General features: G+C 61.8%; 22 protein-coding genes. 9 read left to right on the plus strand and 13 right to left on the minus strand.

Features of this window, described 5'->3' with window-relative positions; translation table 11 throughout:
* The first annotated feature begins 70 nt into the window (after positions 1–70).
* Positions 71–976 (plus strand): LysR family transcriptional regulator, encoded by a 906-nt coding sequence (locus tag ACLGGT_RS18905; RefSeq protein WP_008283192.1) that lies wholly within the window; start codon positions 71–73, stop codon positions 974–976.
* A 233-nt stretch (positions 977–1,209) separates the two neighbouring features.
* On the opposite strand, the gene ACLGGT_RS18910 is transcribed toward ACLGGT_RS18905, so the two are convergent.
* The 9 genes from ACLGGT_RS18910 to ACLGGT_RS18950 form a co-directional block, all read right to left on the minus strand.
* Positions 1,210–2,340, minus strand: coding sequence for a M24 family metallopeptidase (locus ACLGGT_RS18910; protein ID WP_437197241.1), 1,131 nt, complete (start codon positions 2,338–2,340; stop codon positions 1,210–1,212).
* On the minus strand, positions 2,337–3,368 hold the full coding sequence (locus ACLGGT_RS18915; RefSeq protein ID WP_437197242.1) for a pyridoxal-phosphate dependent enzyme: 1,032 nt from the start codon (positions 3,366–3,368) through the stop codon (positions 2,337–2,339). Before ACLGGT_RS18915 ends, ACLGGT_RS18910 begins: the two co-directional genes overlap by 4 nt.
* Before the next feature lie 75 nt (positions 3,369–3,443).
* Complete coding sequence (locus ACLGGT_RS18920) at positions 3,444–4,232, minus strand: FAD binding domain-containing protein (protein WP_437197243.1); 789 nt, start codon at positions 4,230–4,232, stop codon at positions 3,444–3,446.
* An 11-nt stretch (positions 4,233–4,243) separates the two neighbouring features.
* On the minus strand, positions 4,244–6,607 hold the full coding sequence (locus ACLGGT_RS18925) for a xanthine dehydrogenase family protein molybdopterin-binding subunit (protein ID WP_008283197.1): 2,364 nt from the start codon (positions 6,605–6,607) through the stop codon (positions 4,244–4,246).
* Positions 6,608–6,725: 118 nt separating this feature from the next.
* Positions 6,726–7,211 carry a (2Fe-2S)-binding protein gene (locus ACLGGT_RS18930; protein WP_422000881.1) on the minus strand — a complete coding sequence of 162 codons (486 nt, stop codon included), beginning with the start codon at positions 7,209–7,211 and terminating at the stop codon, positions 6,726–6,728.
* Positions 7,212–7,327: 116 nt separating this feature from the next.
* Positions 7,328–8,320 carry a molybdopterin-binding protein gene (locus tag ACLGGT_RS18935; protein ID WP_008283200.1) on the minus strand — a complete coding sequence of 331 codons (993 nt, stop codon included), beginning with the start codon at positions 8,318–8,320 and terminating at the stop codon, positions 7,328–7,330.
* On the minus strand, positions 8,317–9,279 hold the full coding sequence (locus ACLGGT_RS18940) for an XdhC family protein (protein WP_437197244.1): 963 nt from the start codon (positions 9,277–9,279) through the stop codon (positions 8,317–8,319). The genes ACLGGT_RS18935 and ACLGGT_RS18940 overlap by 4 nt, the downstream gene beginning before the upstream one ends.
* A gap of 5 nt (positions 9,280–9,284) precedes the next feature.
* Complete coding sequence (locus tag ACLGGT_RS18945; RefSeq protein WP_151979088.1) at positions 9,285–10,547, minus strand: vWA domain-containing protein; 1,263 nt, start codon at positions 10,545–10,547, stop codon at positions 9,285–9,287.
* Positions 10,548–10,605: 58 nt separating this feature from the next.
* On the minus strand, positions 10,606–11,514 hold the full coding sequence (locus ACLGGT_RS18950) for an AAA family ATPase (RefSeq protein ID WP_081506377.1): 909 nt from the start codon (positions 11,512–11,514) through the stop codon (positions 10,606–10,608).
* A gap of 202 nt (positions 11,515–11,716) precedes the next feature.
* Here ACLGGT_RS18950 and ACLGGT_RS18955 point away from each other — a divergent pair, with 202 nt between their 5' ends.
* The 3 genes from ACLGGT_RS18955 to ACLGGT_RS18965 all read left to right on the plus strand — a co-directional run bounded on the left by ACLGGT_RS18955 (position 11,717) and on the right by ACLGGT_RS18965 (position 14,340).
* The gene (locus ACLGGT_RS18955) at positions 11,717–12,667 is read left to right on the plus strand and encodes a phosphoadenosine phosphosulfate reductase (protein ID WP_081506378.1); all 951 of its coding nucleotides are present in this window, start codon (positions 11,717–11,719) and stop codon (positions 12,665–12,667) included.
* 54 nt (positions 12,668–12,721) lie between these two features.
* Positions 12,722–13,759, plus strand: coding sequence for a dihydroorotase (gene pyrC / locus ACLGGT_RS18960; protein ID WP_437197245.1), 1,038 nt, complete (start codon positions 12,722–12,724; stop codon positions 13,757–13,759).
* A 104-nt stretch (positions 13,760–13,863) separates the two neighbouring features.
* Positions 13,864–14,340 carry an REP-associated tyrosine transposase gene (locus ACLGGT_RS18965; RefSeq protein WP_437197430.1) on the plus strand — a complete coding sequence of 159 codons (477 nt, stop codon included), beginning with the start codon at positions 13,864–13,866 and terminating at the stop codon, positions 14,338–14,340.
* Between the two features lie 127 nt (positions 14,341–14,467).
* Here ACLGGT_RS18965 and ACLGGT_RS18970 read toward each other — a convergent pair whose 3' ends face one another.
* Genes ACLGGT_RS18970 through thyX form a run of 3 tightly spaced genes read right to left on the minus strand, consistent with a single transcriptional unit; the run spans position 14,468 to position 16,600 of the window.
* Complete coding sequence (locus ACLGGT_RS18970; RefSeq protein ID WP_437197246.1) at positions 14,468–15,022, minus strand: Swt1 family HEPN domain-containing protein; 555 nt, start codon at positions 15,020–15,022, stop codon at positions 14,468–14,470.
* Between the two features lie 31 nt (positions 15,023–15,053).
* Positions 15,054–15,698: a DUF5343 domain-containing protein gene (locus ACLGGT_RS18975; protein ID WP_437197247.1), complete on the minus strand. Its 645-nt coding sequence runs from the start codon at positions 15,696–15,698 to the stop codon at positions 15,054–15,056.
* Positions 15,695–16,600 (minus strand): FAD-dependent thymidylate synthase, encoded by a 906-nt coding sequence (gene thyX / locus ACLGGT_RS18980; protein WP_437197248.1) that lies wholly within the window; start codon positions 16,598–16,600, stop codon positions 15,695–15,697. Before thyX ends, ACLGGT_RS18975 begins: the two co-directional genes overlap by 4 nt.
* Positions 16,601–16,807: 207 nt before the next feature.
* On the opposite strand from thyX, the gene ACLGGT_RS18985 reads away from it, so the two are divergent.
* The 5 genes from ACLGGT_RS18985 to ACLGGT_RS19005 all read left to right on the plus strand — a co-directional run bounded on the left by ACLGGT_RS18985 (position 16,808) and on the right by ACLGGT_RS19005 (position 20,376).
* The gene (locus ACLGGT_RS18985; RefSeq protein ID WP_437197249.1) at positions 16,808–17,356 is read left to right on the plus strand and encodes a hypothetical protein; all 549 of its coding nucleotides are present in this window, start codon (positions 16,808–16,810) and stop codon (positions 17,354–17,356) included.
* A gap of 35 nt (positions 17,357–17,391) precedes the next feature.
* A complete protein-coding gene (locus ACLGGT_RS18990) occupies positions 17,392–17,736 on the plus strand; it encodes a hypothetical protein (protein ID WP_437197250.1) in 345 nt (114 codons plus the stop codon).
* A 10-nt stretch (positions 17,737–17,746) separates the two neighbouring features.
* The gene (locus ACLGGT_RS18995) at positions 17,747–19,168 is read left to right on the plus strand and encodes a hypothetical protein (RefSeq protein ID WP_437197251.1); all 1,422 of its coding nucleotides are present in this window, start codon (positions 17,747–17,749) and stop codon (positions 19,166–19,168) included.
* Between the two features lie 81 nt (positions 19,169–19,249).
* A complete protein-coding gene (locus ACLGGT_RS19000; RefSeq protein ID WP_008282253.1) occupies positions 19,250–19,678 on the plus strand; it encodes a VOC family protein in 429 nt (142 codons plus the stop codon).
* Positions 19,645–20,376, plus strand: coding sequence for a DUF1194 domain-containing protein (locus ACLGGT_RS19005; RefSeq protein ID WP_437197252.1), 732 nt, complete (start codon positions 19,645–19,647; stop codon positions 20,374–20,376). The genes ACLGGT_RS19000 and ACLGGT_RS19005 overlap by 34 nt, the downstream gene beginning before the upstream one ends.
* On the opposite strand, the gene ACLGGT_RS19010 is transcribed toward ACLGGT_RS19005, so the two are convergent.
* A complete protein-coding gene (locus tag ACLGGT_RS19010; protein ID WP_081508532.1) occupies positions 20,370–20,870 on the minus strand; it encodes a MarR family winged helix-turn-helix transcriptional regulator in 501 nt (166 codons plus the stop codon). The two genes, ACLGGT_RS19005 and ACLGGT_RS19010, sit on opposite strands and share 7 nt — an antisense overlap.
* Between the last annotated feature and the right edge of the window lie 54 nt (positions 20,871–20,924).

Raw genomic sequence — 20,924 nt, forward strand, 5'->3', positions numbered from 1 at the left:
TGTCCTATAAGTGATGGATGATTATCTGCTATTACGTTATCGGTGCCAGTTTCCTAAGAAAGTGAAAGTTATGGATTGGGACAAGCTCAGAATCTTTCATGCCGTTGCAGACGCGGGCAGTCTCACCCATGCCGGAGAGCAGCTACACCTGTCGCAATCCGCCGTCAGTCGGCAGGTGCGCGCCCTTGAGGAATCGCTCAACGCTACGCTGTTTCACCGTCATGCACGCGGACTGATTCTCACGGAACAAGGCGAATTGCTGTTCGATGCGACCCGCGCGATGATGAAACGCTTGGACGCCGCCACCGCCCGCATTCGTGACAGCGAAGAAGAGGTGTTCGGTGATCTGCGCGTCACCACCACCACCGGTTTCGGCACGCTTTGGCTGGCCCCGCGCCTGCCCAAACTCTACGAAAAATATCCCGACCTCAAGATTGACCTCATGCTTGAAGAACGTGTGCTCGACCTGCCAATGCGAGAGGCCGATGTTGCCATTCGCATGAAAGAACCGTCTCAGGCCGACCTCATCCGCAAGCGGTTGATGAGCGTGCATATGTGCCTCTATGCCACGCAATCGTATCTTGACGCCCATGGTGAACCTTCCTCGCTAGAAGACATGAGCGCGCATCGCCTGATCTGCCAAAACCCACGTTCTGCGCAGGTGGGCGCGGGCGCGATGCTGGTCAACGAGCTGATGACCAACGACATCTCGTCTTTGCTGACGGTCAACAACTACTTTGGGGTGTTGCAGGGTGTACTGAATGATCTCGGCATCGGCGTTTTGCCCGATTACCTGATCCGCGATTTTCCGCAGCTTGTCCGCGTCCTGCCAGAGGTCCAATCCGTCGAAGTGCCGGTATTTCTCGCCTATCCAGAAGAGCTGCGCCATTCCAAGCGGATCGCCGCCTTTCGGGATTTCGTGCAAGACGAAATCATCTCCTACCGCAAAACGGTTAAGGAACAGGCAGTTAGCTAAGGTTTCAAGCAGGCTTGGTTTAAGCCATGCGCAAACCGCATAGCGGGCATGCTGCACCTGCGGCAAATTTCATCTTGATTGGACAGAACTGCACCCTTATTTGCCAATCGTGACGGTGATAGCCGCAAGGCAGTCACCCTCATACCTCCCTGTTGGACTTCGGCCGAGCTTAGTGCTCGGCCTTTTTTTTCGCGCTGCCGGATTTTCGGGCAGACCGCTCAGATCCAGCCCGCTCAGATCACCGGCAGGTTGGGCGGTGCAAACCGGGAAAGCCGCTGCGCCCGTCCCTCGCGGATCACGATGTTTTCCTCAAGCACCATGATCATCCCCGGCGCGACCTCTACCCCCGGCTCTAGCGTGATCACCATGCCGGGCCTCAGCACCGTGTGATCCTTGGCCGTAAGCGACAGGCCTTCGGTCAATTGCATCCCCAAACCATGGCCCAATCGCCCCGAGCGTTCATCCGCCCCGGTGATCCGCGCCATCGCCTGCCAGACGTCAAAGGCGGTCGCGCCTGCGCGCGCCGCCTCTTCCCCGGCCTCTGTCGCCTCGATCAACCGCGCATGCGCCGCACTTTGCTCTGCCGTGGCATGGCCTATGGCAAAGTTGCGATCATAGTCGCAAAAATAGCCATCCCAGACCGCGCCCGTATCCAGCATCAGCACATCGCCCGCCGCCAGATGTGTCTCTCCGGCGGGCGAAATCACATCCGCATAGCCCATCGGGCCCGCGCCTCCGGCAATATAGGGCACCCAATCGGCGCCTTTTTCCAGCAAGAGCCGCTGAAAATCGCGAAACACCGCGCTTAATGGCACGCCCGGTTCCGCAATCTCGCCCACCCGGTCAAAGGCCCGCCCCGCAATATCGCAAATATGCGCGATCTTGACGATTTCGGCCTCGGATTTGATGGCCCGCAGCCCCGCAACAATCCCGGCCTCGTCACGAAACACCAACCCGCTCGCGCGCTTGACCCGCTCAAACTCCGCCAAAGGCATGCGCAAGTGGCTCTCAGGGCCAGAGGGCACACCCACCGGCCCGCCAATCTCGCGCAGCGTCTCGGCCAAGAGCGACACGCCATCATCTTCGGGGTCCGGGGCCGCCCATGTACGAATATCGCGCACCCATGTCCGCCCCATCAGGGCCGCGCCAATCGTAGGGATAACCGCCACCGGATCACCCGACGCAGGCAGGATCAGAAACCAAGGGCGGCTTGGGCTTTCCCAGAACCGGGTCAGATAGCCGGTGAAATACCGGATTTCCGGCTCGGTTGTCAGCAAAAGCGCGCCAAGCCCTATCTCGGCCATGCCTGCTTGCGCCGCGCGCAGCCGCGCCTTGAACTCTGCCGGCGCGAACCCGCGCCTCACGCCTCTGGACCTTCGCTGAGAATACAAAGCACCCGCGCGCCCGCGCCAAGCGCCAGCCCCGCAATCGCCGCCACCCCAGCCGCCCCCGAAGGCGTCGTCGCCAGCCCCTGCGCCGCCAACCCCTCAAGCACCGCCTCGGCCTCGTCATCCGTGATCGTCACGAACGCATCCGCATCCCGCGCCAATCCCTTGAGCGCGATCAGTGATGGCACCTTGCAATCCAGCCGCCCCATGTTGGACACCGGCCCGCTTGTCTCTAGGGCGCGTCCCGCGCGAATGCTCTCGTAAAGGGCTGGCGCGCGGTCAGGTTCCACCACGATGATCCGGGGCGCATCGCCCCAGACCTGCCGAAACCATGCCGCGCAAGCCCCCGCCAGCCCGCCTACCCCCGCTTGCAACAGAATATGCGTAGGCACTTCCGGCATCTGGCGCGCGGCCTCTTCAGCCATGGCCAGATATCCCTCCATCAACCGATGCGGCAAATCAAGATAGCCGGGCCAGGAACTGTCCGACAATAGGGTCCAGTCGTTATCCATCGCCGCGCGCCCCGCCGCGACCATACTGGCCTCGTAATCTTGCCCCTCGCGCACCACCTCGGCACCCTTGGCACGCAGTCGCGCGGCAAACCCCTCGGGCACGGTTTCCGCCAGATAGATCACCGCCCGCGCCCCGAATAGCCGCGCCCCCGCCGCAACCGACATGCCGTGATTGCCCGCACTCGCCGTCACATAGGTGCGCCCCGCCAGCGCGTGGCTCATATCCTCGGCCCCGGTTTCTGCCGCCTCATGGGCAATCACATAGGCCGCCCCCAGCGCCTTGAAACTGCCCAGCCCCATGCGCCCGCGCTCATCCTTGGCCCAGACCTTTGGCGCAAATCCCGTTACAGGCACCAGCGGTGTCTCTGCCGCCGCCGGGCACCGCCCCAAAAGTGCTTGAACCGCGCCCACATCCACGCTTGGCCATGGTGCGCCGGTCAGAACCGTCTCAGGCAATCCCTCACCGCGCCACGGATTGTCGATTTCTTGCATGTCGTCCCCTGTCCCTCATGAAAATGGCGGGTCCCGAGACCCGCCATTTCAAACCTCACCGCAGTCTAACAGCGCTCAGTGCGCCGCCGCAACCGCCCGCCGCGTCATCACACCAACCAGATGCGCGCGGTATGCCCCCGACCCATGCAGGTCCGAGATCATACCATCCCCCGACAGGGTCAGCCCCTCCAACGCCTCGGGCGCAAAATTGCCCGACAGCGCCGCCTCGGCCTCGGCCCAGCGGAACACACCTTCTTCCGACGCGCCCGTCACGGCCACGCGCACGCCCCCGGCGTATTTGGCAACAAACACCCCCACGAGCGCAAAGCGCGAGGCCGGTTGCTCGAACTTCTGATAGCTGGCCTTTTCCGGCACAGGAAAGCGCACTTCGGTGATGATCTCGCCATCCTCAAGGGCCGTGGTGAACATGCCTTGAAAATAGTCATCCGCCGCGATGCTGCGGTTGGAGGTGATCACCGTCGCCCCCGACCCGAGCACCGCCGCCGGATAACAGGCAGAGGGGTCGTTATTGGCAAGGCTCCCGCCGATGGTCCCGCGATTGCGCACCGCCGGATCACCGATATGCCCCGCCAGCGCCGCCAGCGCCGGATAGGCCCCGGCCCCGGCTGCCACTTCGGCATGGGTGGTGCCCCCACCGATGCAAAGCGCGCCATCATCAGCGGTGCAAATCCCCTGCATCTCTTTGATCGCCGACAGGCACACCAGCTTGGCGGGGGCCGCCAGCCGTTGCTTCAGCGTCGGGATCAGGGTTTGCCCCCCACCCAGCGCCTGTGCCTCTTCTGTGCCCAGCGCCGCAATGGCATCAGCGATGGTAGCGGGACGTTCGATATCGAATGCATACATGATCGCTCTCCTTACCCTTGCATCGCTTGCCAGACGCGCGACGGCGACAGCGGCATATCAATATGGGTGATGTTCCGCCCCGACCGTTGCAGCGCATCAATCACCGCATTGACCACCGCAGGCGGGCTGCCAATCGCCCCGGCCTCGCCACAGCCCTTCACACCCAAGGGGTTGTGCGTGCAGGGCGTCTGACAGGAATGATCCACCTGATAGAACGGCACATCATCGGCACGCGGCATGGCATAATCCATGTAGCTGCCCGTCTGAAGTTGACCGTTCTCGTCATAGACGCAGGATTCCAGCAAGGCCTGACCAATCCCTTGACCAATGCCGCCATGCACCTGCCCCGACACGATCATCGGATTGATGATATTGCCGAAATCGTCAGCGGCGGCGAAACGCTCGATCGTGACTTTCCCTGTGTCCGGGTCCACCTCAACCTCACAGGCATAGGCCCCCGAGGGATAGGTGAAATTCGACGGATCATAAAACGCCGTCTCTTCCAAACCCGGCTCGATATCCGCCAGCGGATAGTTATGCGGCACATAAGCGGCGAGGGTCACATCGCCCCAGGCTACCGATTTATCCGTGCCCGCAACACTGAACTTGCCATCTTTCAGCTCGATATCGGCCTCCGAGGCCTCCATCAGATGCGCCGCGATCTTCTTGGCCTTGTTGATGATCTTTTCGGTCGCACGCACCATCGCCGAGCCACCAACCGCGATGGACCGCGACCCGTAGGTGCCCATGCCCATCGGCGTATTGGCGGTGTCGCCATGCACGATCTCGACCATATTGGCGTCAATGCCGATCATCTCGGCCACCACCTGCGCGAAAGAGGTCTCGTGCCCCTGCCCGTGGCTATGGCTGCCGGTCATCACCACCAGCCCGCCGGTGGCATTCACCCGCACCGTCGCACTCTCGTAAAGACCCGCACGCGCGCCCAATTGCCCGACAAGGTTCGAGGGCGCGATGCCGCAGGCCTCGATATAGCAATTGATGCCCAGACCGCGCAGCTTGCCCTTGGCGGCACTTGCCTCACGCCGCGCCTCGAAACCACCGAAATCCGCGATCTCTTCCAGCTTGTCCATCGTGGCATGGTAATCGCCGGTGTCATATTCCACCGCCACGGGTGTGGCATAGGGGAACTGGGTGATAAAGTTCTGACGACGCAGCGCGATGGGATCAACCCCCAATTCCCGCGCCGCCTTGTCGATCACCCGCTCCAATTGATAGGTCGCCTCGGGGCGGCCCGCGCCACGATAGGCATCTACCGGCACCGTGTTGGTGAACACCGCCTTGACGTTCACATAGATCAGCGGCGTGCGGTAATTCCCCGCCATCAGCGTGCCATGCAGCCAGGTGGGCACCGAGGGCGCAAAGGTGCTCAGATACGCCCCCATATTCGCATAAGTATCGGTGCGAACGGCGGTAAAGTTGTTCTCGGCATCCAGCGCCAATTCGATCTTGGTCACGTGATCGCGCCCATGGGCATCGGTCATAAAGGCCTCGGACCGCGAACTGGTCCATTTCACCGGCCGGTTGAGCGCCTTGGCCGCAAAGGTGCAAAACGCCTCTTCCGCATAGTGAAAGATCTTGGATCCGAATCCACCACCCACATCGGGCGCCACCACGCGCAGCTTGTGCTCGGGGATACCCAGCACAAAGGCCCCCATCAGCAAGCGGATCACATGCGGATTCTGACTGGTGGTGTAAAGCGTCGAATCGCCTGTTGAGCGGTTGAAATCGCCCACCGCCACACGCGGTTCCATCGGATTGGCCACCAGCCGGTTGTTGATCAGTTCCAGCGTGGTGACATGGGCCGCCTTGGCAAAGGCCTCATCCACCGCGCCTTTGTTCTCTTCGACAAACCCCCAATCATAACAGAGGTTGTTCTTCAACTCGTCATGCACCAGCGGCGCGCCCGCCTCCAGCGCCTTCTTCATGTCCACAACCGCCGGCAATTCCTCGATGTCGAGCTCAATCGCCTCGGCGGCATCGCGCGCCTGCGCATAGGTCTCGGCCACCACGGCGGCAATCGGATCGCCGACATGGCGCACCTTGCCGCGCGCCAGCACCGGATGCCCCGGCTCTTGCATGACCTCGCCAAACCGGTCGGTGACCTGCCAGCCACAGGGCAGCCCGCCCACGCCTTCGAAATCCGCGCCGGTGAAAATCCGCAACACCCCCGGCATGCTCTCTGCCGTGCGCGTGTCGACCTTGTTCAGCCGCCCATGCGCCACATCCGAGCGCAGGAAATGCACATAGGCCTGCCCGCGCAGATTGATGTCATCGGTGTAATTGCCATTCCCGGTCAGAAACCGGATATCCTCGCGCCGCTTGGTGCTGGCGCCAATGCCGCCGTCTTTTGGCATGACATTCTCCTCCCTGAATGATGCGGGGTTTCCCCCATCAAACCCGCAGCGCTTTCATCATTCCCCCAATACTCCGAGGGTGCGCCGCAGGCGCGGGGGCAGCGCCCCCTAATACGCCTTATTCCGCCGCGATCCGGCTCACGTCCTGACCACTGGCCGCCAAAATCGCCTTGACGATATTGTGATAGCCCGTGCAGCGGCAAAGATTGCCCTCGAGGTAATCGCGCACCTCAGACTCACTTGGCGTCGGGTTCTCTGCCAAGAGCGCCGCCGCCGACATCACCATACCGGGCGTGCAGAACCCGCATTGCAAGCCGTGATGATCCTGAAACGCCTGCTGAATCGGATGCAGCGTGCCATCCGGCTCGGCCATGCCTTCGATGGTCTTGATCTCGGCACCTTCGGCCTCGGCGGCAAACATCGTGCAGGATTTCACGGCCTTGCCATCCACATGCACCACGCAGGCGCCACATTGGCTGGTGTCACAGCCCACATGCGTGCCTGTCAGGCCAAGGGACTCTCTCAGAAATTCGACAAGAAGCGTGCGGCCCTCGATCTGGCCCGACGCTGGCTTGCCATTCACGGTCATTTTGACCTCAGGCATTGGCTCCTCCCGGTTTGAATTGTCCGTCTCCTCATGAGACCTTAGTAGGAAAGGCCCCGCTGTCCAGTGCGACTAAAGCATGCCTCTTGCCCCTTGAGAACCCGGTTTCTTGCCCCTCAGCCACGCCCGCCCCGGCGCGGCTGGGGCCGGGTGGGAATTTCCTTGAGCAAGCCGCCGACGCCCATCGCCGCAATCTCTGCCGCTCCGCAGGGCAGATCACAGGCCACCCGCGCCAAAACCCAATCAGCGCCGTGCAGCACCGGGCTGCGCGCCGATCCGGGCAGGCCGATAACAGGCCGCGCCCCCAAGCGCCCCAGAAAAAGCAGATTGCCGGGATCTACCGGCATGCCGAACCGCTCCACCTCTCCGCCCGCCGCGCGCAGCGCCTGCGGGGCAGTGTCAAACGGGTCCGACGTGGCCGAAGCGGTCAGAATCAGCACGATCTCGCCCTTGGCGCGGGTGATCGCAGCCGCCAGCGCTGCCTCGTCATGCGGGCAGATCAGCGTGTCCACCATCTCCATGCCCAGCCCGGTGACACGCGCCGCAATCGCATCGCGCCCCTTGTCCCCCGGCCCGCCGGGGACATCTGTAATGATCAGGCTTGCCGTGCGATACTGCGCCACCGCCAGCCGCACCGCGCCCCGCGCCGCCTCGGCCGCGCGTTCCAGCGCCGCCCTTGGCACGCCGTAGGCGATGATCTTGACCGTCGCGATCATACCGCCTTCGTGGATCTGATGATGCGGCACCACGGTGGCCACGGTGATCATCGGATCAACCGCATTGGCGGCATGGATCGCCGCCACATCAAGACAGACCACACCGGGCCGCGCCGCAATCAGATTGACCCGGCCTGTAAAGGGCGCGCTGCACGTCATCGCCTCGGCCCCCTCGGCCAAGGCCGCCGCCAATGCCGCCGCCGCGTCATTTTCATGCATGTCCTCGGGATCCAGCATCGCTACTGTGACCGCCCGATACCCCGCCGCGCGCAACGCCGCGATCTGATCGGCGTCAAGCACAGCCCCTTTGCGCAACCGCCCTGTCCCCACCTGTTCGGAATGCGCAAGAATCGCCCCCTCGGCCCGGTCCAGCGGCACGGGGCCAAATTTCATGCGCCTTTCCTCAACACGCGCGTCATTTCGGCAAGGATGCTCACCGCGATTTCCGATGGGCCCGCCGCCCCGATATCCAGACCGATGGGGCCATGAATGCGCGCAATCTCCGCCTCTGAAAATCCCGCCTCCTGCAACCGCGCCACCCGCTTGGCATGGGTGCGGGTCGATCCCAGCGCGCCGATGTAAAACACCTCAGAACGCAGCGCCTCGATCAGCGCCGGATCATCCAGCTTGGGGTCATGGGTCAACAGCACCAGCGCGCTGCGCGCATCCAGACCAAAGGCGCGCACCCCCTCATCGGGCCAGTCCTGCACCACCGTCTCACCCGGAAACCGCGTCTCCGACCCAAAACTCTCGCGCGGATCAATCAGCAGCGGATCATAGCCGGCAATCCGCGCCATCGGCACCAGCGCTTGGGCAATATGCACCGCCCCGACGATGATCAGGCGCAGGGGCGGGTTGTGAATGGCCACAAAGGTTGCGCCATCCTCCTCAAAGCCAGAGCGGTCCATGCGAAACCGCGCGCCATGCCCCTCGCGCTCCAGCCGCCGCCCATCCGGCCCGGTGACATAGGCCACCGGCACGCGGGCATCCCGCGCCAAAACCAGATCGCTCAGCAGCGCCTCGGGCATCACTGATCCGATGGGCTCCACCAACACCCGAATGGTGCCACCACAGGCCAGCCCCACGGCAAAGGCATCGCCATCCGATACGCCATAGTCCAAGAGCACCGGCTTGCCCGTCTCGATGGCCTCCACTGCCTCGACCACAACCGCCCCCTCGACACAGCCTCCCGAAACCGACCCGGCAATCTCGCCCGCGCCAGAAATCGCCAATTGGCTGCCCACCCGGCGCGGCGCGCTGCCCCAGGTCTCGACCACCGTGGCCAAGGCCGCCCCCTTGCCTGCCCGATGCCAGGCAAGGGCTGTCTCCGGGATATCGTCAAAACGGTCCATCTTGCTCATCTCCCTTGCATCGCCGCCATCAGCCGTGCCTTTTCCCCACTGTCGTCGCGGCGCGAAATGGCCTCGGCCAGCTCCTCCAACGTGGCGATGGAATGCCCCGCGCGGAACGCATCGACATGCGGCAACATCGCCTTGATCCCTTGGGCCTTGGGCGCGAACCCCTCCCAGCGCAGCAGCGGATTGAGCCAGATAAGCCGCCGCGCCGAGAGATGCAGCCGCTCCATCTCGTGGCTCAGCGCCTCGGGCGCGTCGCGATCCAACCCATCGGTGATCAAAAGCACCACCGCGCCTTGCCCCATCACCCGCCGCGACCAATCGCGATTGAACGCATGCAGACAGGCCCCAATCCGGGTTCCGCCCTCCCAATCCTGCGCCTGTTTTCCAGCGGCAGCAAGGGCCGCATCCACATCCCGCGTTGCCAGTTGCCGGGTGATATTGGTCAACCGCGTGCCAAAGGTAAAGGCATGCACCCGCGCCCAGCCCGCCCCCTTGGTATTGGCGACAGCATGAAGAAAATGCAAAACCATCCGGCTGTATTGGCTCATGGAACCTGAAATATCGCAAAGCACCACAAGATTGGGCCAGCGCTCGCGCGGCTTTTGCCAATGCAAGCGGCGCAATTCTCCGCCATGGCGCAGCCCCGCACGCAGCGTGCGCCGCGCATCCAGCCGCGCGCCGCTCTGCGCCGCCATACCCCGCCGCGAGGCAAAGGGCTTCACCGGCAGTGTAAGCCGCGCCAACATGCGCTTGGCCTGCGCCATTTCCGCAGTGCTCATCTGTTCGAAATCAAGCCGCCGCAACCGTTCCTCGCCCGACATCGTGGCCGTGGCGTCGATCTCGATCTTGACCTCATCGTCGTCGCGCTCGTCGATTTGGGGGGCATCCCGCATCACCCCATCCAACAGCGCCTCTGCCGCGCGCTTTTCGGCCGCCTGCGCGCTACGGTCCTCCTGCACGCCGCGAATGGCGGGCAGCATCATCGCCATCATATGTTCCACATAGCGCGGATCACGCCAGTAGAGACGAAAAATCTGCGCAAAAACAAGCAGATGCTCGGGTCGCGTCACCAGACAGGCGCGCAGCGTGTAAAAGAAATCAATCCGGCTGGAAAAGCCCGCCATCGCCACCGCCCGGATTGCGTCAATCACCCGCCCGGGGCCAACCGGCACCCCCGCCGCCCGCAAGGCCCGCGCGAAATGCGTGATGTTATGCGTGAGTTTCGGGTCGTCCGGCAGGTCAAGCGGCGCATAGTCGGTCATGGCGCGACGTGGGGGCGCTGCCCCCACACCCCCGAGGTATTTTGAGCCAGCTGAAACATTACGCGGGCTCCAACCCCGCCCGTACTTCATCCAGCAGGCGCTTGGCCTCGGAGCCCTGCAATTTTGCGATATCGTCCTGATATTTCAAAATCGCGCCCAGCGTATCGGCGATCACCTCGGGGCTTAAGCTGATCACATCCAGCGCCAGCAGGCATTTGGCCCAGTCAATCGTTTCCGCCACACCCGGCTTCTTGAACAGGTCCTCGGTGCGCAACCGCTGCACAAAGGCCACGATCTCGCGGCTCAAAACCTCTGCGGCCTCAGGCGCGCGGGCCTGCAAAATCTCGATCTCGCGATCAAAGGTCGGATAGTCGACCCAGTGATACAGACAGCGCCGCTTGAGCGCATCATGCACCTCGCGGGTCCGGTTGGACGTCAGGATAACAATCGGCGGCTCCGGCGCATGGATCGTGCCAAGCTCTGGAATCGTCACCTGAAAATCACTGAGCGCTTCCAGCAAAAATGCCTCGAACGGCTCATCGGTGCGGTCGATTTCATCAATCAGCAACACCGGCGCGCCACCCGGTTGTGGGCGCATCGCCTGCAAGAGCGGACGCTCGATCAGGAACTCTTGCGTGAAAAGCTCATCCTTGAGATGGCTGCGGTCCACGCCCCCCGATGCCTCGGCGGCGCGGATGGCGATCATCTGCCCGGTGAAATTCCACTCATAAACCGCGCTTGCCGCGTCCAACCCCTCGTAGCATTGCAACCGGATCAATCGCCGCCCCAACGCCCGTGCCAGCGCCTTGGCGATCTCGGTCTTGCCGGTGCCCGCCTCCCCTTCCAGAAAGAGCGGGCGACCGAGCGTCAGCGCCAGATAGGTCACCGTGCCCAAGGCCCGGCCACAGACATAATCCTGCCCGGCCAAAAGACTTTGCACCGCGTCAATGGATGTGGGTTTTTGCACGTTGTCGCCTCCCGTCGCCCTCGCTTGCACCAGAACTGCATCGCAACCCCCGGCGGGTCAAGGGCGGCTATGGTAGGGCTTGGATGCCCCGCCCCCGGAATACCCATGGTTTCTCCAAAGTTTTGCCTGATTTCACCGGCATGATCCGTCTCAACAGGCCCGCATTCGAACGGTGCCGCTACGACCGAGGACAAGAGCGACCATGCAGGACAATGCCGACATCTTTGACGCCGACCTCTCCGGTCTGGATTGGGCCGCCTGGTGCGAGCGCGCCAACGAGCTTGCGGGTGAGGATGGCTATGCCGAACGTCTGGGCGATAAACACGCCGCCGTGCTGATCGAACGCAAGCCCACGCTGCTCGTGTCTTTCGAGGCGTTTCATCGATTGCCCACGCTCTCGCCGCAGGCGCAGCCGCTGGGCTGGGCCCTGACCAAGGCGTTGGGCTGGTCGCATCTCTGCCTCATCAGCGAGCGCGACACATGGTTTCGCGACAAGCGGGTCTATGGGTATTTCGACCGGCTGATCGACGATGGCTTCTTTGACGATTTCGAACAGGTAATCTTTTACGGTGCAGGCCCCTGCGGCTATGCGGCGGCGGCCTTTTCAGTCGCGGCCCCCGGCGCCAAGGTCGTCATGCTCAGCCCCCAAGCCACGCTCGATCCGCGCGTCGCCGAATGGGACGACCGATTCCTGCGCATGCGGCGGGTCTCGTTCTGCGACCGCTACGGCTATGCCCCTGACATGCTGGATGCCGCGGCCTCTGCCGTGCTCATCTACGATCCCGAGGTCGAGCTGGACGCCATGCATGCCGCCCTCTTCACCCGCTCCAATGTGATGAAATTCCGTACCCGCTATCTGGGGTATCAGATCGAACCGGCGCTGCTGCGCATGGGCGTGCTGTTCCGCCTGCTGGCCCAAGTCAGCGCCAACCGCCTGACGCGGCTCAGCCTTGCACAGCTCTACCGCAAACGGCGCGAGGATACGCCCTATCTCGCCAATGTGCTGCAGCGGCTCATGGCGGACGAACGCGATGCCCTGACCGTCCTGCATTGCCGCAACGCCATTGGCCGCGGCGTCGGCGGCCCGCGCTTCCGGCGCGCGCTCAAGCATGTGCAGACCAAAGGCCAGCAACCAGACCAATCAGACGACTAACACCCTCTGATCCGCCTCTGGTCTTGGCCCGCGCGATTGTGTATGCGCAAGCGCATGAGCCAGATCCTGACCCTCCGCCGCCCTGACGATTGGCACCTGCATCTGCGCGATGGCGCGATGCTGCGCGCCGTCCTGCCTGAAACCACGCGGCATTTTGCGCGCGCCATCGTGATGCCCAATCTGGTGCCGCCAGTGGTCACGGGGCAGGATGCCGCCGCCTACCGCGCGCGGATCATGGCCGCGATGCCCGAGAGCGCGGAGTTCACCCCGCTGATGACCCTTTACCTCACCGAAAACACCGACCCCGAGGATGTGGCCGCCGCCCATGCCAGCGGGCTTGTGACTGCGGTCAAACTTTACCCCGCCGGTGCCACCACCAATTCCGCAAGCGGTGTGTGCGACTTTGACAAAGTGCGCGCCGTGCTCGAGAAAATGGCCGAAATCGGCCTGCCGCTCTGCGTGCATGGCGAGGTGACGGACCCCAGCGTTGACATTTTTGACCGTGAGGCGGTCTTTATCGACCGCGTGCTCGATCCCGTGCGCCGCGCCACCCCCGGTTTGCGCGTGGTGATGGAACATATCACCACCGCCAATGGCGTGGACTATGTGCGCGCCCATGACCGCGATCTTGGGGCCACGATCACCACCCATCACCTTGTGATCAACCGCAACCATATCCTCGTGGGCGGGATCAAGCCGCATTACTACTGCCTGCCCGTGGCCAAACGCGAAGAGCACCGCCTTGCCCTGCGCGCCGCCGCGACCTCTGGCGATGCGCGCTTTTTCCTGGGCACCGACAGCGCGCCGCATATCGACCCGCTCAAGGAAAGCGCCTGTGGCTGCGCGGGCTGTTTCACCGCCACCAACACGATGTCCATCCTTGCGCATGTGTTCGAAGAAGAGGGCGCGCTTGCGCAGCTTGAGGCCTTCACATCCCTCAACGGCCCTGCCTTCTATGGCCTGCCCGCCAATGAGACCACGCTGACCCTGACCAAAGGCGATCCGGTCACATACCCCCAAAAGATCGACACCGCCGACGGGCCCGTCACCGTCTTTGACCCCGGATTCCCGCTCGACTGGCACGCCACGTAACGGGCGGGGGCTGAGGCTTGCTGGCGCGGCGCTCCGGGGCCTCGGCACCGCCCCCTTCCAAGGCCAGCAACGATTTCTTAACCCTGCCATGGTTCTCTGAAGCCATGTCCAATTACATCCGCCCCCAGATTGCCGGGGCCTGCGTCTTTTTCACCGTGACACTCGCCAACCGACACTCACAGCTGCTCACCCGCGAAATCGCAGCTTTGCGCGCGGCGGTCCGGCGCACCAAAGCCGAACGGCCCTTCGCCATTGACGCTTGGGTTGTGCTGCCCGACCATATGCACTGTGTCTGGACCCTGCCGGACGGTGATAGGGATTTCTCGACCCGCTGGAGCGTGATCAAAGCCCGGTTCTCGCGCGCCATGCCCCCCACACCGCGCCGCCCCAGCCACGCGGCCCGGCGCGAGCATGGGATCTGGCAGCGGCGGTTCTGGGAACATCATCTCCGCAGCGAAGCGGACAAAACCGCCGCAATCCGCCACTGCTGGATCAACCCGGTCAAACATGGCTTGGCCGACCGCCCCGAGGCCTGGCCCTATTCCTCGATCCACCGCGACGGCCCCGCCGATTGGCCATGACCCGCGCCTTTATGCGCTCCACCGCACTCGCCCCGTAGGCTGCGCATTCATTGCGCACCATCTCCACCGGCACCACACCCATGCGTAGGGTGCGCATTCATTGCGCACCCTACGCATGGGTTCGACTTCACGATTGAATCAAGAACCAAGATTTAACGGCTAAAGCTAAGCGTTCCTTTTCAAGTGCATCGGTCGGATTACAATGCGCGATTGGGCCTCGAAGCAAGTTTAGTTCAGTTGAAATTTTCGAAACTGCCTTTTTTGAGGCAAACACCGTTTCAAACAGATCCCAATTGTCCGTGATTAATTGAGAAAGCTCTCCAAATGTTGTGTAATCGATGAGTTGATCAGACCTCGGAGTAACGGCATGGTCAACTTCTTTGCTTCGCCGATCTTTACAGGGACGTTTAATTCGATCCTCATTTACTCTATCACTGTCCCACCAATTGACTCCCTCTGCTTCGAATAGCATTGCTGAAACGAGCCTTCTAATCGAATTCTCCAAGCAATAAAAAACCTCGTAGAGTTCCGCCATATCAGCCGCCTCCTTGCGCAAGTCGGCTTCAAACTGCTCATAGTTTTCAGTTTTCTTCGCAACTCTCTCGCGTTTCGAGTCTAATATTTCCAAATCCAGCCTTTTCTCCAAGCTCCGAAGTTCGCTTGTCATCTGACCAGCGCTCATACCAAATGCTCTCAAGTATCCGTCGGGTCTCTTAGGCATCGTCGTCAGTCAAAAGATTCTGTTTTATTGACTTGAAAATCGCGTTGAATACTTCTTGGTCAGTCGTAGTCGGAAGGTTGATATTGATTGTATAACCCAAATTCAAACCGAAGCTTCCTTGCGCTTCCCGGTGAATGCGCTTACTCGATATTGGTTCTTGGCGATCCGTATTTTCTTTTTTGTCTTGGAAATCAGGTAACTTAGCTTCGCCGGAATTGAAGTCGGCATACACTCTTAAGTTCTTGAAACAGTTTAGTGTTAACTTCACGTTCCTAGCATTAGCAGCTGAACCTGTAACCTGGACGATCAAACCCTCAATTTCATTGTCGTCCATGGTGTGAACATACTCAGAGTGCTTGTACAACTCTGCGTAGCCGTGTTTTAGCGCTTGCGCAGCTGCCGTTCCGCGCGAAGCTGAGTTGCGAAATTTCCGATATATGTCTGTCGCGGAGCCTGATGGGTCTGCGAATCCAATTTTCTTGAGAAAACTGGTCACTTGGTCACCTGAACTACCTGTAATCTTTAGAATTGATTTTACAAAATCTTGGCTTACCCGATCCGGAACCGGAGCCTGAATTATCCCATCAAGAGCGCGCTGAATATTTCCAGGTGAAGCGATGTAAGGAAGATTAGTCATGTTATCACCCCCTCAAACTCCCGCCATTCCCCCTTGCTCATGCCCGAGGTCTCTTGCGTCACGACCTCGCCTTTCAGCATCCGCCGCACGCACTCCAGCGCGGGGGCAGACAAATTCGCCCCGCCCATGCGGTAATCCTCGAACGCCTTATAGGCATAGGGCACCCAATCGGCCACAAGGCGGCAAATCTCCTCGGCATAGACCCGGATTTCATATTGCGCATGGGCATCCGCGCGCAGGCGCAGGAAATGCAAAAGGTTGTGCAGATCGACCTTCCAATACCATTGCGTATAGATATTGGCGGGCAGGTTCATCCGCGCCAATTCCCGTGCCAGCCCCTGCTGGCCCTCTTGCGAAATCATGCCCTCGTAATGGTCATAGCAGCGCATCGCGTCCTCGGTCAGGATGCGCAACACGCGCTGCGCCTCCTCGCCCTCAAGCGCGGCCCCCCGCCCCTGATTGTTGGTGGTCGATTGCGCCGCCAGCATATCGGGCGCGGGAATGTAGAACTCGCGATCCAATATCGAATAGCGCGCGGAATATTCATTCACATTGGCGGTGCGATGCCGAATCCACTGCCGCGCCACGAATACCGGCAGTTTCACATGCAGCTTCAATTCGCACATCTCGAACGGCGTCGAATGCCAGTGACGCATGAGATAGCGAATAAGCCCCTCATCATTCTGCACATGTTTGGTGCCCGCGCCATAACTCACGCGCGCCGCCTGCACGATGGCGGCATCATCACCCATATAGTCGATCACCCGGACAAAGCCGTGATCAAGCACCGGATAGGCGGTGTAGAGATGCTGTTCCATCCCCGCCGCCGTGGCGCGCAGGGTGCTATGGCTCTGAGCGCGCTGCGCGTCGATTTCGGCCTTTTGGTCAGGAGAGAGGGGCATGGCGAGGCCTTTCATCACAAGAACGAGTCGGAGATCACTATATCTTGGGGATACCCCCCACGCAAAGCCCATATCGGGTGTTTGCCCATGCGCCACAGCACAGCAGTTTTTGCAATCCGCAGATGTATCGGGAATTGACTTTTAAATGCAATGGCCTGAGGCTGGCCGCAAAACAAACAATAAACATATATTGAGGGCAGTCTCATCATGAAACACATCGTGGCAGGCCTGATGGCCGCTGCCCTGTTGGGCGGCTGTGGGGGTGGCGGATCATCCAACCCGTTTGACGGTCGAGGCGAAGACGACGACACCACCACACCGCCCCCTGCGGGCAGCAGCGTGCCGGCCGAAATCGCACAGGATGTAACCGGGGTCGCATTCGATCCCGTGACCCAGACACTGACCGTCGAAGGGCTTTCTTTTGACGGCACAACTGACCCGGTTACCTATAACCGCGCCGCAGCGCTCGACGTGCCGGGCTATCAAGCCTACACAATCCAGCAAGACGGCGCGTCGCGCCACAGCACCGCCTTTGCCGCCCAAAGCCAGACCTCGGGTGCCGTGACTGCCGGGGTTGCCGCCACCGGCGGGCCGCGCAACCGCTTCTTTACCGGGGCCTTCTTTGAGAGAACCGGCAGTTACACCCAGCCGACAAGTGGCGAGGTGGTCTATACTGGCCGCTATGTTGGCATAACCAACCTTGACTCCCAAGGGGGCGACTTGCTGCCCCCCCCGCCGGACTTGCCCCGGAACTGATCCCCACCCAGGCCGCATCGACCCAAGGCGATGTGGTGCTGCGCGCGAATTTCGGGGATCGCCAGATCGAGGGCAATATCATCAACCGTCGCCTCTCCGAAACACCGGGTGGCGTCGTGATTGATTTGCCGTCGCTCGTTCTGATCAACGCAGAGATCACCGAGGGCGGCACGTTCAGTGGAACGGTTGAATACGATCAATCCGCCTTTCCCGCCGACCGTGTGACCGGCACCAGTATTGGTTCTTCCGCCGGCGTATTTGGCGGCACCGGCGCAACAGAAGTCGCTGGCGGGATCAAACTCAACGAATTCGACGGGCCGGGCAATCCGCTCGGACTGAACAACGAACTGGAAACCGGAATCTTCGTGCTTGATCGCTAGAGGCGGCGGGATGACCGCAACTCTGAACACCAAGGCGCAGACAGGCTTCGCACTCAGACCGCGTCATATCCGGCACCTGCTGCGCGCGGGGGTCTTTCTCTCGGCGCTCGGTCTGGCAGGGATTGGCGCGGCAACGCCGGCCAACCTCACCCTCGCCCAGGCCGACGCCTTGGCCGCTCAGGCGCTGGGCGCAGGCCAGCCTCGCCTTGCCTATGACCTCAGCAAAGGCCTCTTGCAGGCCGACCGCCGCAATCCCCGCGCGCATTATTATCAGGCTTTGGCGCTCTCGCAGGCCAAGGCCTATGGCGCGGCGGAAAAGAAAGCGGCTCTTGCCTATTGGCACGCCAAAACGGATGAACAGCGCTTTCAGGCCGCCAATCTCGCGGCCCAGCTCAGCTTTGCCGATGACAGATTCACCGGCTCGCAATTCTGGCTGCGCCGCGCGGTTGATCACGCCCCCGATGAGGTGGCCCGCGCCCAGACCGTCACCGCCTTTCAGAACGTGCGCGCGCGCAATCCGCTGCGGTTCGACTTTCGCTTTTCCACCACGCCCTCGGACAATGTGAACAACGGCGCCAACAGCCCGCTCAATGTGATCGACGGCGTGCCGGTGGTGGGCACTCTCAGCCCCTCGGCACAGGCGCTTTCGGGCTTTGTCACCACCGCACAGGCCGCCCTCTCCTATCGCCTAAGCAAGAGCGAGACCCACGAGACGCGGCTTCGTGGCCGGGTCAACGCGCGGCGGGTCGATATCTCAGACCCGGTGCCGGGGCTCAGCGGTGATGATCTGTCCTCAACCGTGCTGGAACTGGGCCTCAGCCAGTATCTTCGCGGCACATCCAAGGCCGTGACCTGGAAATTCGACCTCGACGGTGGGCGCGTCTGGTATGGGGGGGATCCGCTCTATGATTTTGCGCGGGTCGGGGCCACGCGGCATCAGCGCCTGGGCGCGCGCCTGCAGCTCAGTTTCGGGGCCAGCTTCGAGGATCAACTCTACGAGAGCCCGCGCGGGGCCGACAGCACCGTCGCCACCGGCTTTGCCGGTCTGGGCATCAACCTGACGGGGGGCGGTCAGATCGGATTTCAGGTGCAGTATCGCGACACTGACAGCAATGGCGTCAACCGCGCCTCGGATCAATGGACCGGTATTGCCAGCTATCAGATGGGCCGCGCCCTTGGCCCGGCAAACCTCGAATTCTCGCTTGGCATCAGCCAGTTGGATTATTCCAGCTATCAGGTTGGGTTCATCGTCGTGCCGGGCGGGCGTGATGACACTTCGGTGTTCGGTGGGGTCACGGCCACGTTCAACGACTGGGGCTACATGGGCTTTGTGCCCACCCTCTCCGTGACCACCGAACGCAGCGAATCCAACATCAGCCGTTTCGATGTCGAGGAAACCTCGATCACGCTCGGGATCCGGTCCGAGTTTTAGCGCCCAGCCCATCCCAGATTGCCCTCGACACCGGCGCGCGGGCCACTATCCTCCAACCCATTGCAATCACGGAGGATGACCATGCGCATCAAATACCTGCACACGATGGTCCGGGTCAAAGACCTTGAGGCGACACAACAGTTCTTTGCCCTTCTCGGGCTCAAGGAAACCCGCCGTTGGGATAATGAGGGCGGGCGCTTTACGCTCGTGTTCATGGCCCCCGAAGGACAAGAGGACTGCCCGGTCGAACTGACCTACAATTGGGATGGCGACGAGGGCCTGCCCTCGGACAGCCGGCATTTCGGCCATCTTGCCTATGCAACCAGCAATATCTATGACCTCTGCCAGCACCTGATGGACAATGGCGTCACCATCAACCGCCCCCCGCGCGACGGGCGCATGGCCTTTGTGCGCAGCCCCGACAATATCTCGGTCGAGCTTTTGCAAGAGGGCGACGCCCTGCCCCCGGCAGAGCCATGGGCCAGCATGGAGAATATCGGCCATTGGTAAGGCTTGCGGCCTGTCTTCTGGCCGCAAGCCTTGCGGCCCCGGCGCAGGGTGCATGCCGCCTTGCGCTGGTGCTTGCGCTTGATGTGTCCTCTTCGGTCGATGACGCGGAATATGGGCTGCAACGGGTCGGGCTTGCCTCGGCGCTGAACGCGCCCGACATCCGCGAGGCCATCCTGCGCGGCGGGTCGGGCGATGTGGCGCTGGCGGTCTACGAGTGGAGCGGCCGCTTTCAGGACAAGCTGCATCTCGATTGGACGTTCTTGCGCAACGATGCCGACATCACCGGCGCAGTGGCGGTGCTTGCGGGCATGCAGCGCTCGACCAGCGATTATCCCACCGGCCTTGGCTCGGCGTTGGGCTATGGGGCGGCGCTCATGGCGCGCGGCCCCCGCTGCGATCGTCAGGTGATTGACGTCTCGGGCGACGGGGTCAACAATCAGGGCTTCGGCCCGGATCTGGCCTACAAACATTTCCCCTTTGACAACATCACTGTGAATGGTCTGGTCATCGAGGGGCACGATCAGCAGGTCACGCAATACTACCGCCGCGAGGTGCTGCGTGGTCCGGGGGCTTTTCTCGAAATCGCCCAAGGGTTCGAGGATTTCGAGCGCGCGATGTCGCGCAAACTCTACCGTGAAATCAACGATCTCATGCTGGGTGCCCTGCCCCATCCCACGCCCCACCCCCTACCTCAATAAATATAGCGGATCTGATCGGTCCAATAGCGCTCCACCCGCCGCAACGAGGCGGTGATCTGATCAATCCCATCGGGGCCCAGCACGCCGCGCCCCTCCAGCCCCTCGGCATGGCGCGCAAAAAGATCGCCGACAAGATCGCGGATCGTGCGCCCCTTTTCGGTCAAACGCACCCGCACAGACCGGCGATCCGCCTCGCAACGCTGGTGGTGCATATAGCCCATATCCACCAGCTTCTTGAGGTTGTAACTGACATTGCTGCCCTGATAATAGCCGCGCGTCTTCAGCTCACCGGCTGTCACCTCGTGGTCACCGATATTGAACAGCAACAGCGCCTGCACCGCGTTGATTTCCAACACGCCGACGCGCTCGAACTCGTCCTTGATGACATCCAGCAAAAGCCGGTGCAAACGCTCCACCAGCGATAGCGCGTCTAGGTAGCTGCTGATAAAGGCACTTTGGACAGCGCTCGTCGTCAGGGGGCTGTGATAGCTCATGTTGGTCTCCATGCGATACTGCTCGCTGGGGACCATCTGGCAAAAACCCGAACA

Origin of the sequence: Roseovarius sp. MS2 (assembly GCF_051447875.1) — a bacterium.
GTDB lineage: Bacteria > Pseudomonadota > Alphaproteobacteria > Rhodobacterales > Rhodobacteraceae > Roseovarius > Roseovarius mucosus_A.

What these genes read in the sequence shown, in the direction of transcription:
- ACLGGT_RS18905 (WP_008283192.1), top strand. Translation starts at nt 71, where the DNA reads ATGGATTGGGACAAGCTCAGAATCTTTCATGCCGTTGCAGACGCGGGC.
- ACLGGT_RS18915 (WP_437197242.1), bottom strand. Translation starts at nt 3,368, where the DNA reads ATGCAAGAAATCGACAATCCGTGGCGCGGTGAGGGATTGCCTGAGACG.
- ACLGGT_RS18920 (WP_437197243.1), bottom strand. Translation starts at nt 4,232, where the DNA reads ATGTATGCATTCGATATCGAACGTCCCGCTACCATCGCTGATGCCATT.
- ACLGGT_RS18925 (WP_008283197.1), bottom strand. Translation starts at nt 6,607, where the DNA reads ATGCCAAAAGACGGCGGCATTGGCGCCAGCACCAAGCGGCGCGAGGAT.
- ACLGGT_RS18930 (WP_422000881.1), bottom strand. Translation starts at nt 7,211, where the DNA reads ATGCCTGAGGTCAAAATGACCGTGAATGGCAAGCCAGCGTCGGGCCAG.
- ACLGGT_RS18935 (WP_008283200.1), bottom strand. Translation starts at nt 8,320, where the DNA reads ATGAAATTTGGCCCCGTGCCGCTGGACCGGGCCGAGGGGGCGATTCTT.
- ACLGGT_RS18940 (WP_437197244.1), bottom strand. Translation starts at nt 9,279, where the DNA reads ATGGACCGTTTTGACGATATCCCGGAGACAGCCCTTGCCTGGCATCGG.
- ACLGGT_RS18945 (WP_151979088.1), bottom strand. Translation starts at nt 10,547, where the DNA reads ATGACCGACTATGCGCCGCTTGACCTGCCGGACGACCCGAAACTCACG.
- ACLGGT_RS18955 (WP_081506378.1), top strand. Translation starts at nt 11,717, where the DNA reads ATGCAGGACAATGCCGACATCTTTGACGCCGACCTCTCCGGTCTGGAT.
- pyrC (WP_437197245.1), top strand. Translation starts at nt 12,722, where the DNA reads ATGAGCCAGATCCTGACCCTCCGCCGCCCTGACGATTGGCACCTGCAT.
- ACLGGT_RS18965 (WP_437197430.1), top strand. Translation starts at nt 13,864, where the DNA reads ATGTCCAATTACATCCGCCCCCAGATTGCCGGGGCCTGCGTCTTTTTC.
- ACLGGT_RS18970 (WP_437197246.1), bottom strand. Translation starts at nt 15,022, where the DNA reads ATGAGCGCTGGTCAGATGACAAGCGAACTTCGGAGCTTGGAGAAAAGG.
- ACLGGT_RS18975 (WP_437197247.1), bottom strand. Translation starts at nt 15,698, where the DNA reads ATGACTAATCTTCCTTACATCGCTTCACCTGGAAATATTCAGCGCGCT.
- thyX (WP_437197248.1), bottom strand. Translation starts at nt 16,600, where the DNA reads ATGCCCCTCTCTCCTGACCAAAAGGCCGAAATCGACGCGCAGCGCGCT.
- ACLGGT_RS18985 (WP_437197249.1), top strand. Translation starts at nt 16,808, where the DNA reads ATGAAACACATCGTGGCAGGCCTGATGGCCGCTGCCCTGTTGGGCGGC.
- ACLGGT_RS18995 (WP_437197251.1), top strand. Translation starts at nt 17,747, where the DNA reads ATGACCGCAACTCTGAACACCAAGGCGCAGACAGGCTTCGCACTCAGA.
- ACLGGT_RS19000 (WP_008282253.1), top strand. Translation starts at nt 19,250, where the DNA reads ATGCGCATCAAATACCTGCACACGATGGTCCGGGTCAAAGACCTTGAG.
- ACLGGT_RS19005 (WP_437197252.1), top strand. Translation starts at nt 19,645, where the DNA reads ATGGGCCAGCATGGAGAATATCGGCCATTGGTAAGGCTTGCGGCCTGT.
- ACLGGT_RS19010 (WP_081508532.1), bottom strand. Translation starts at nt 20,870, where the DNA reads ATGAGCTATCACAGCCCCCTGACGACGAGCGCTGTCCAAAGTGCCTTT.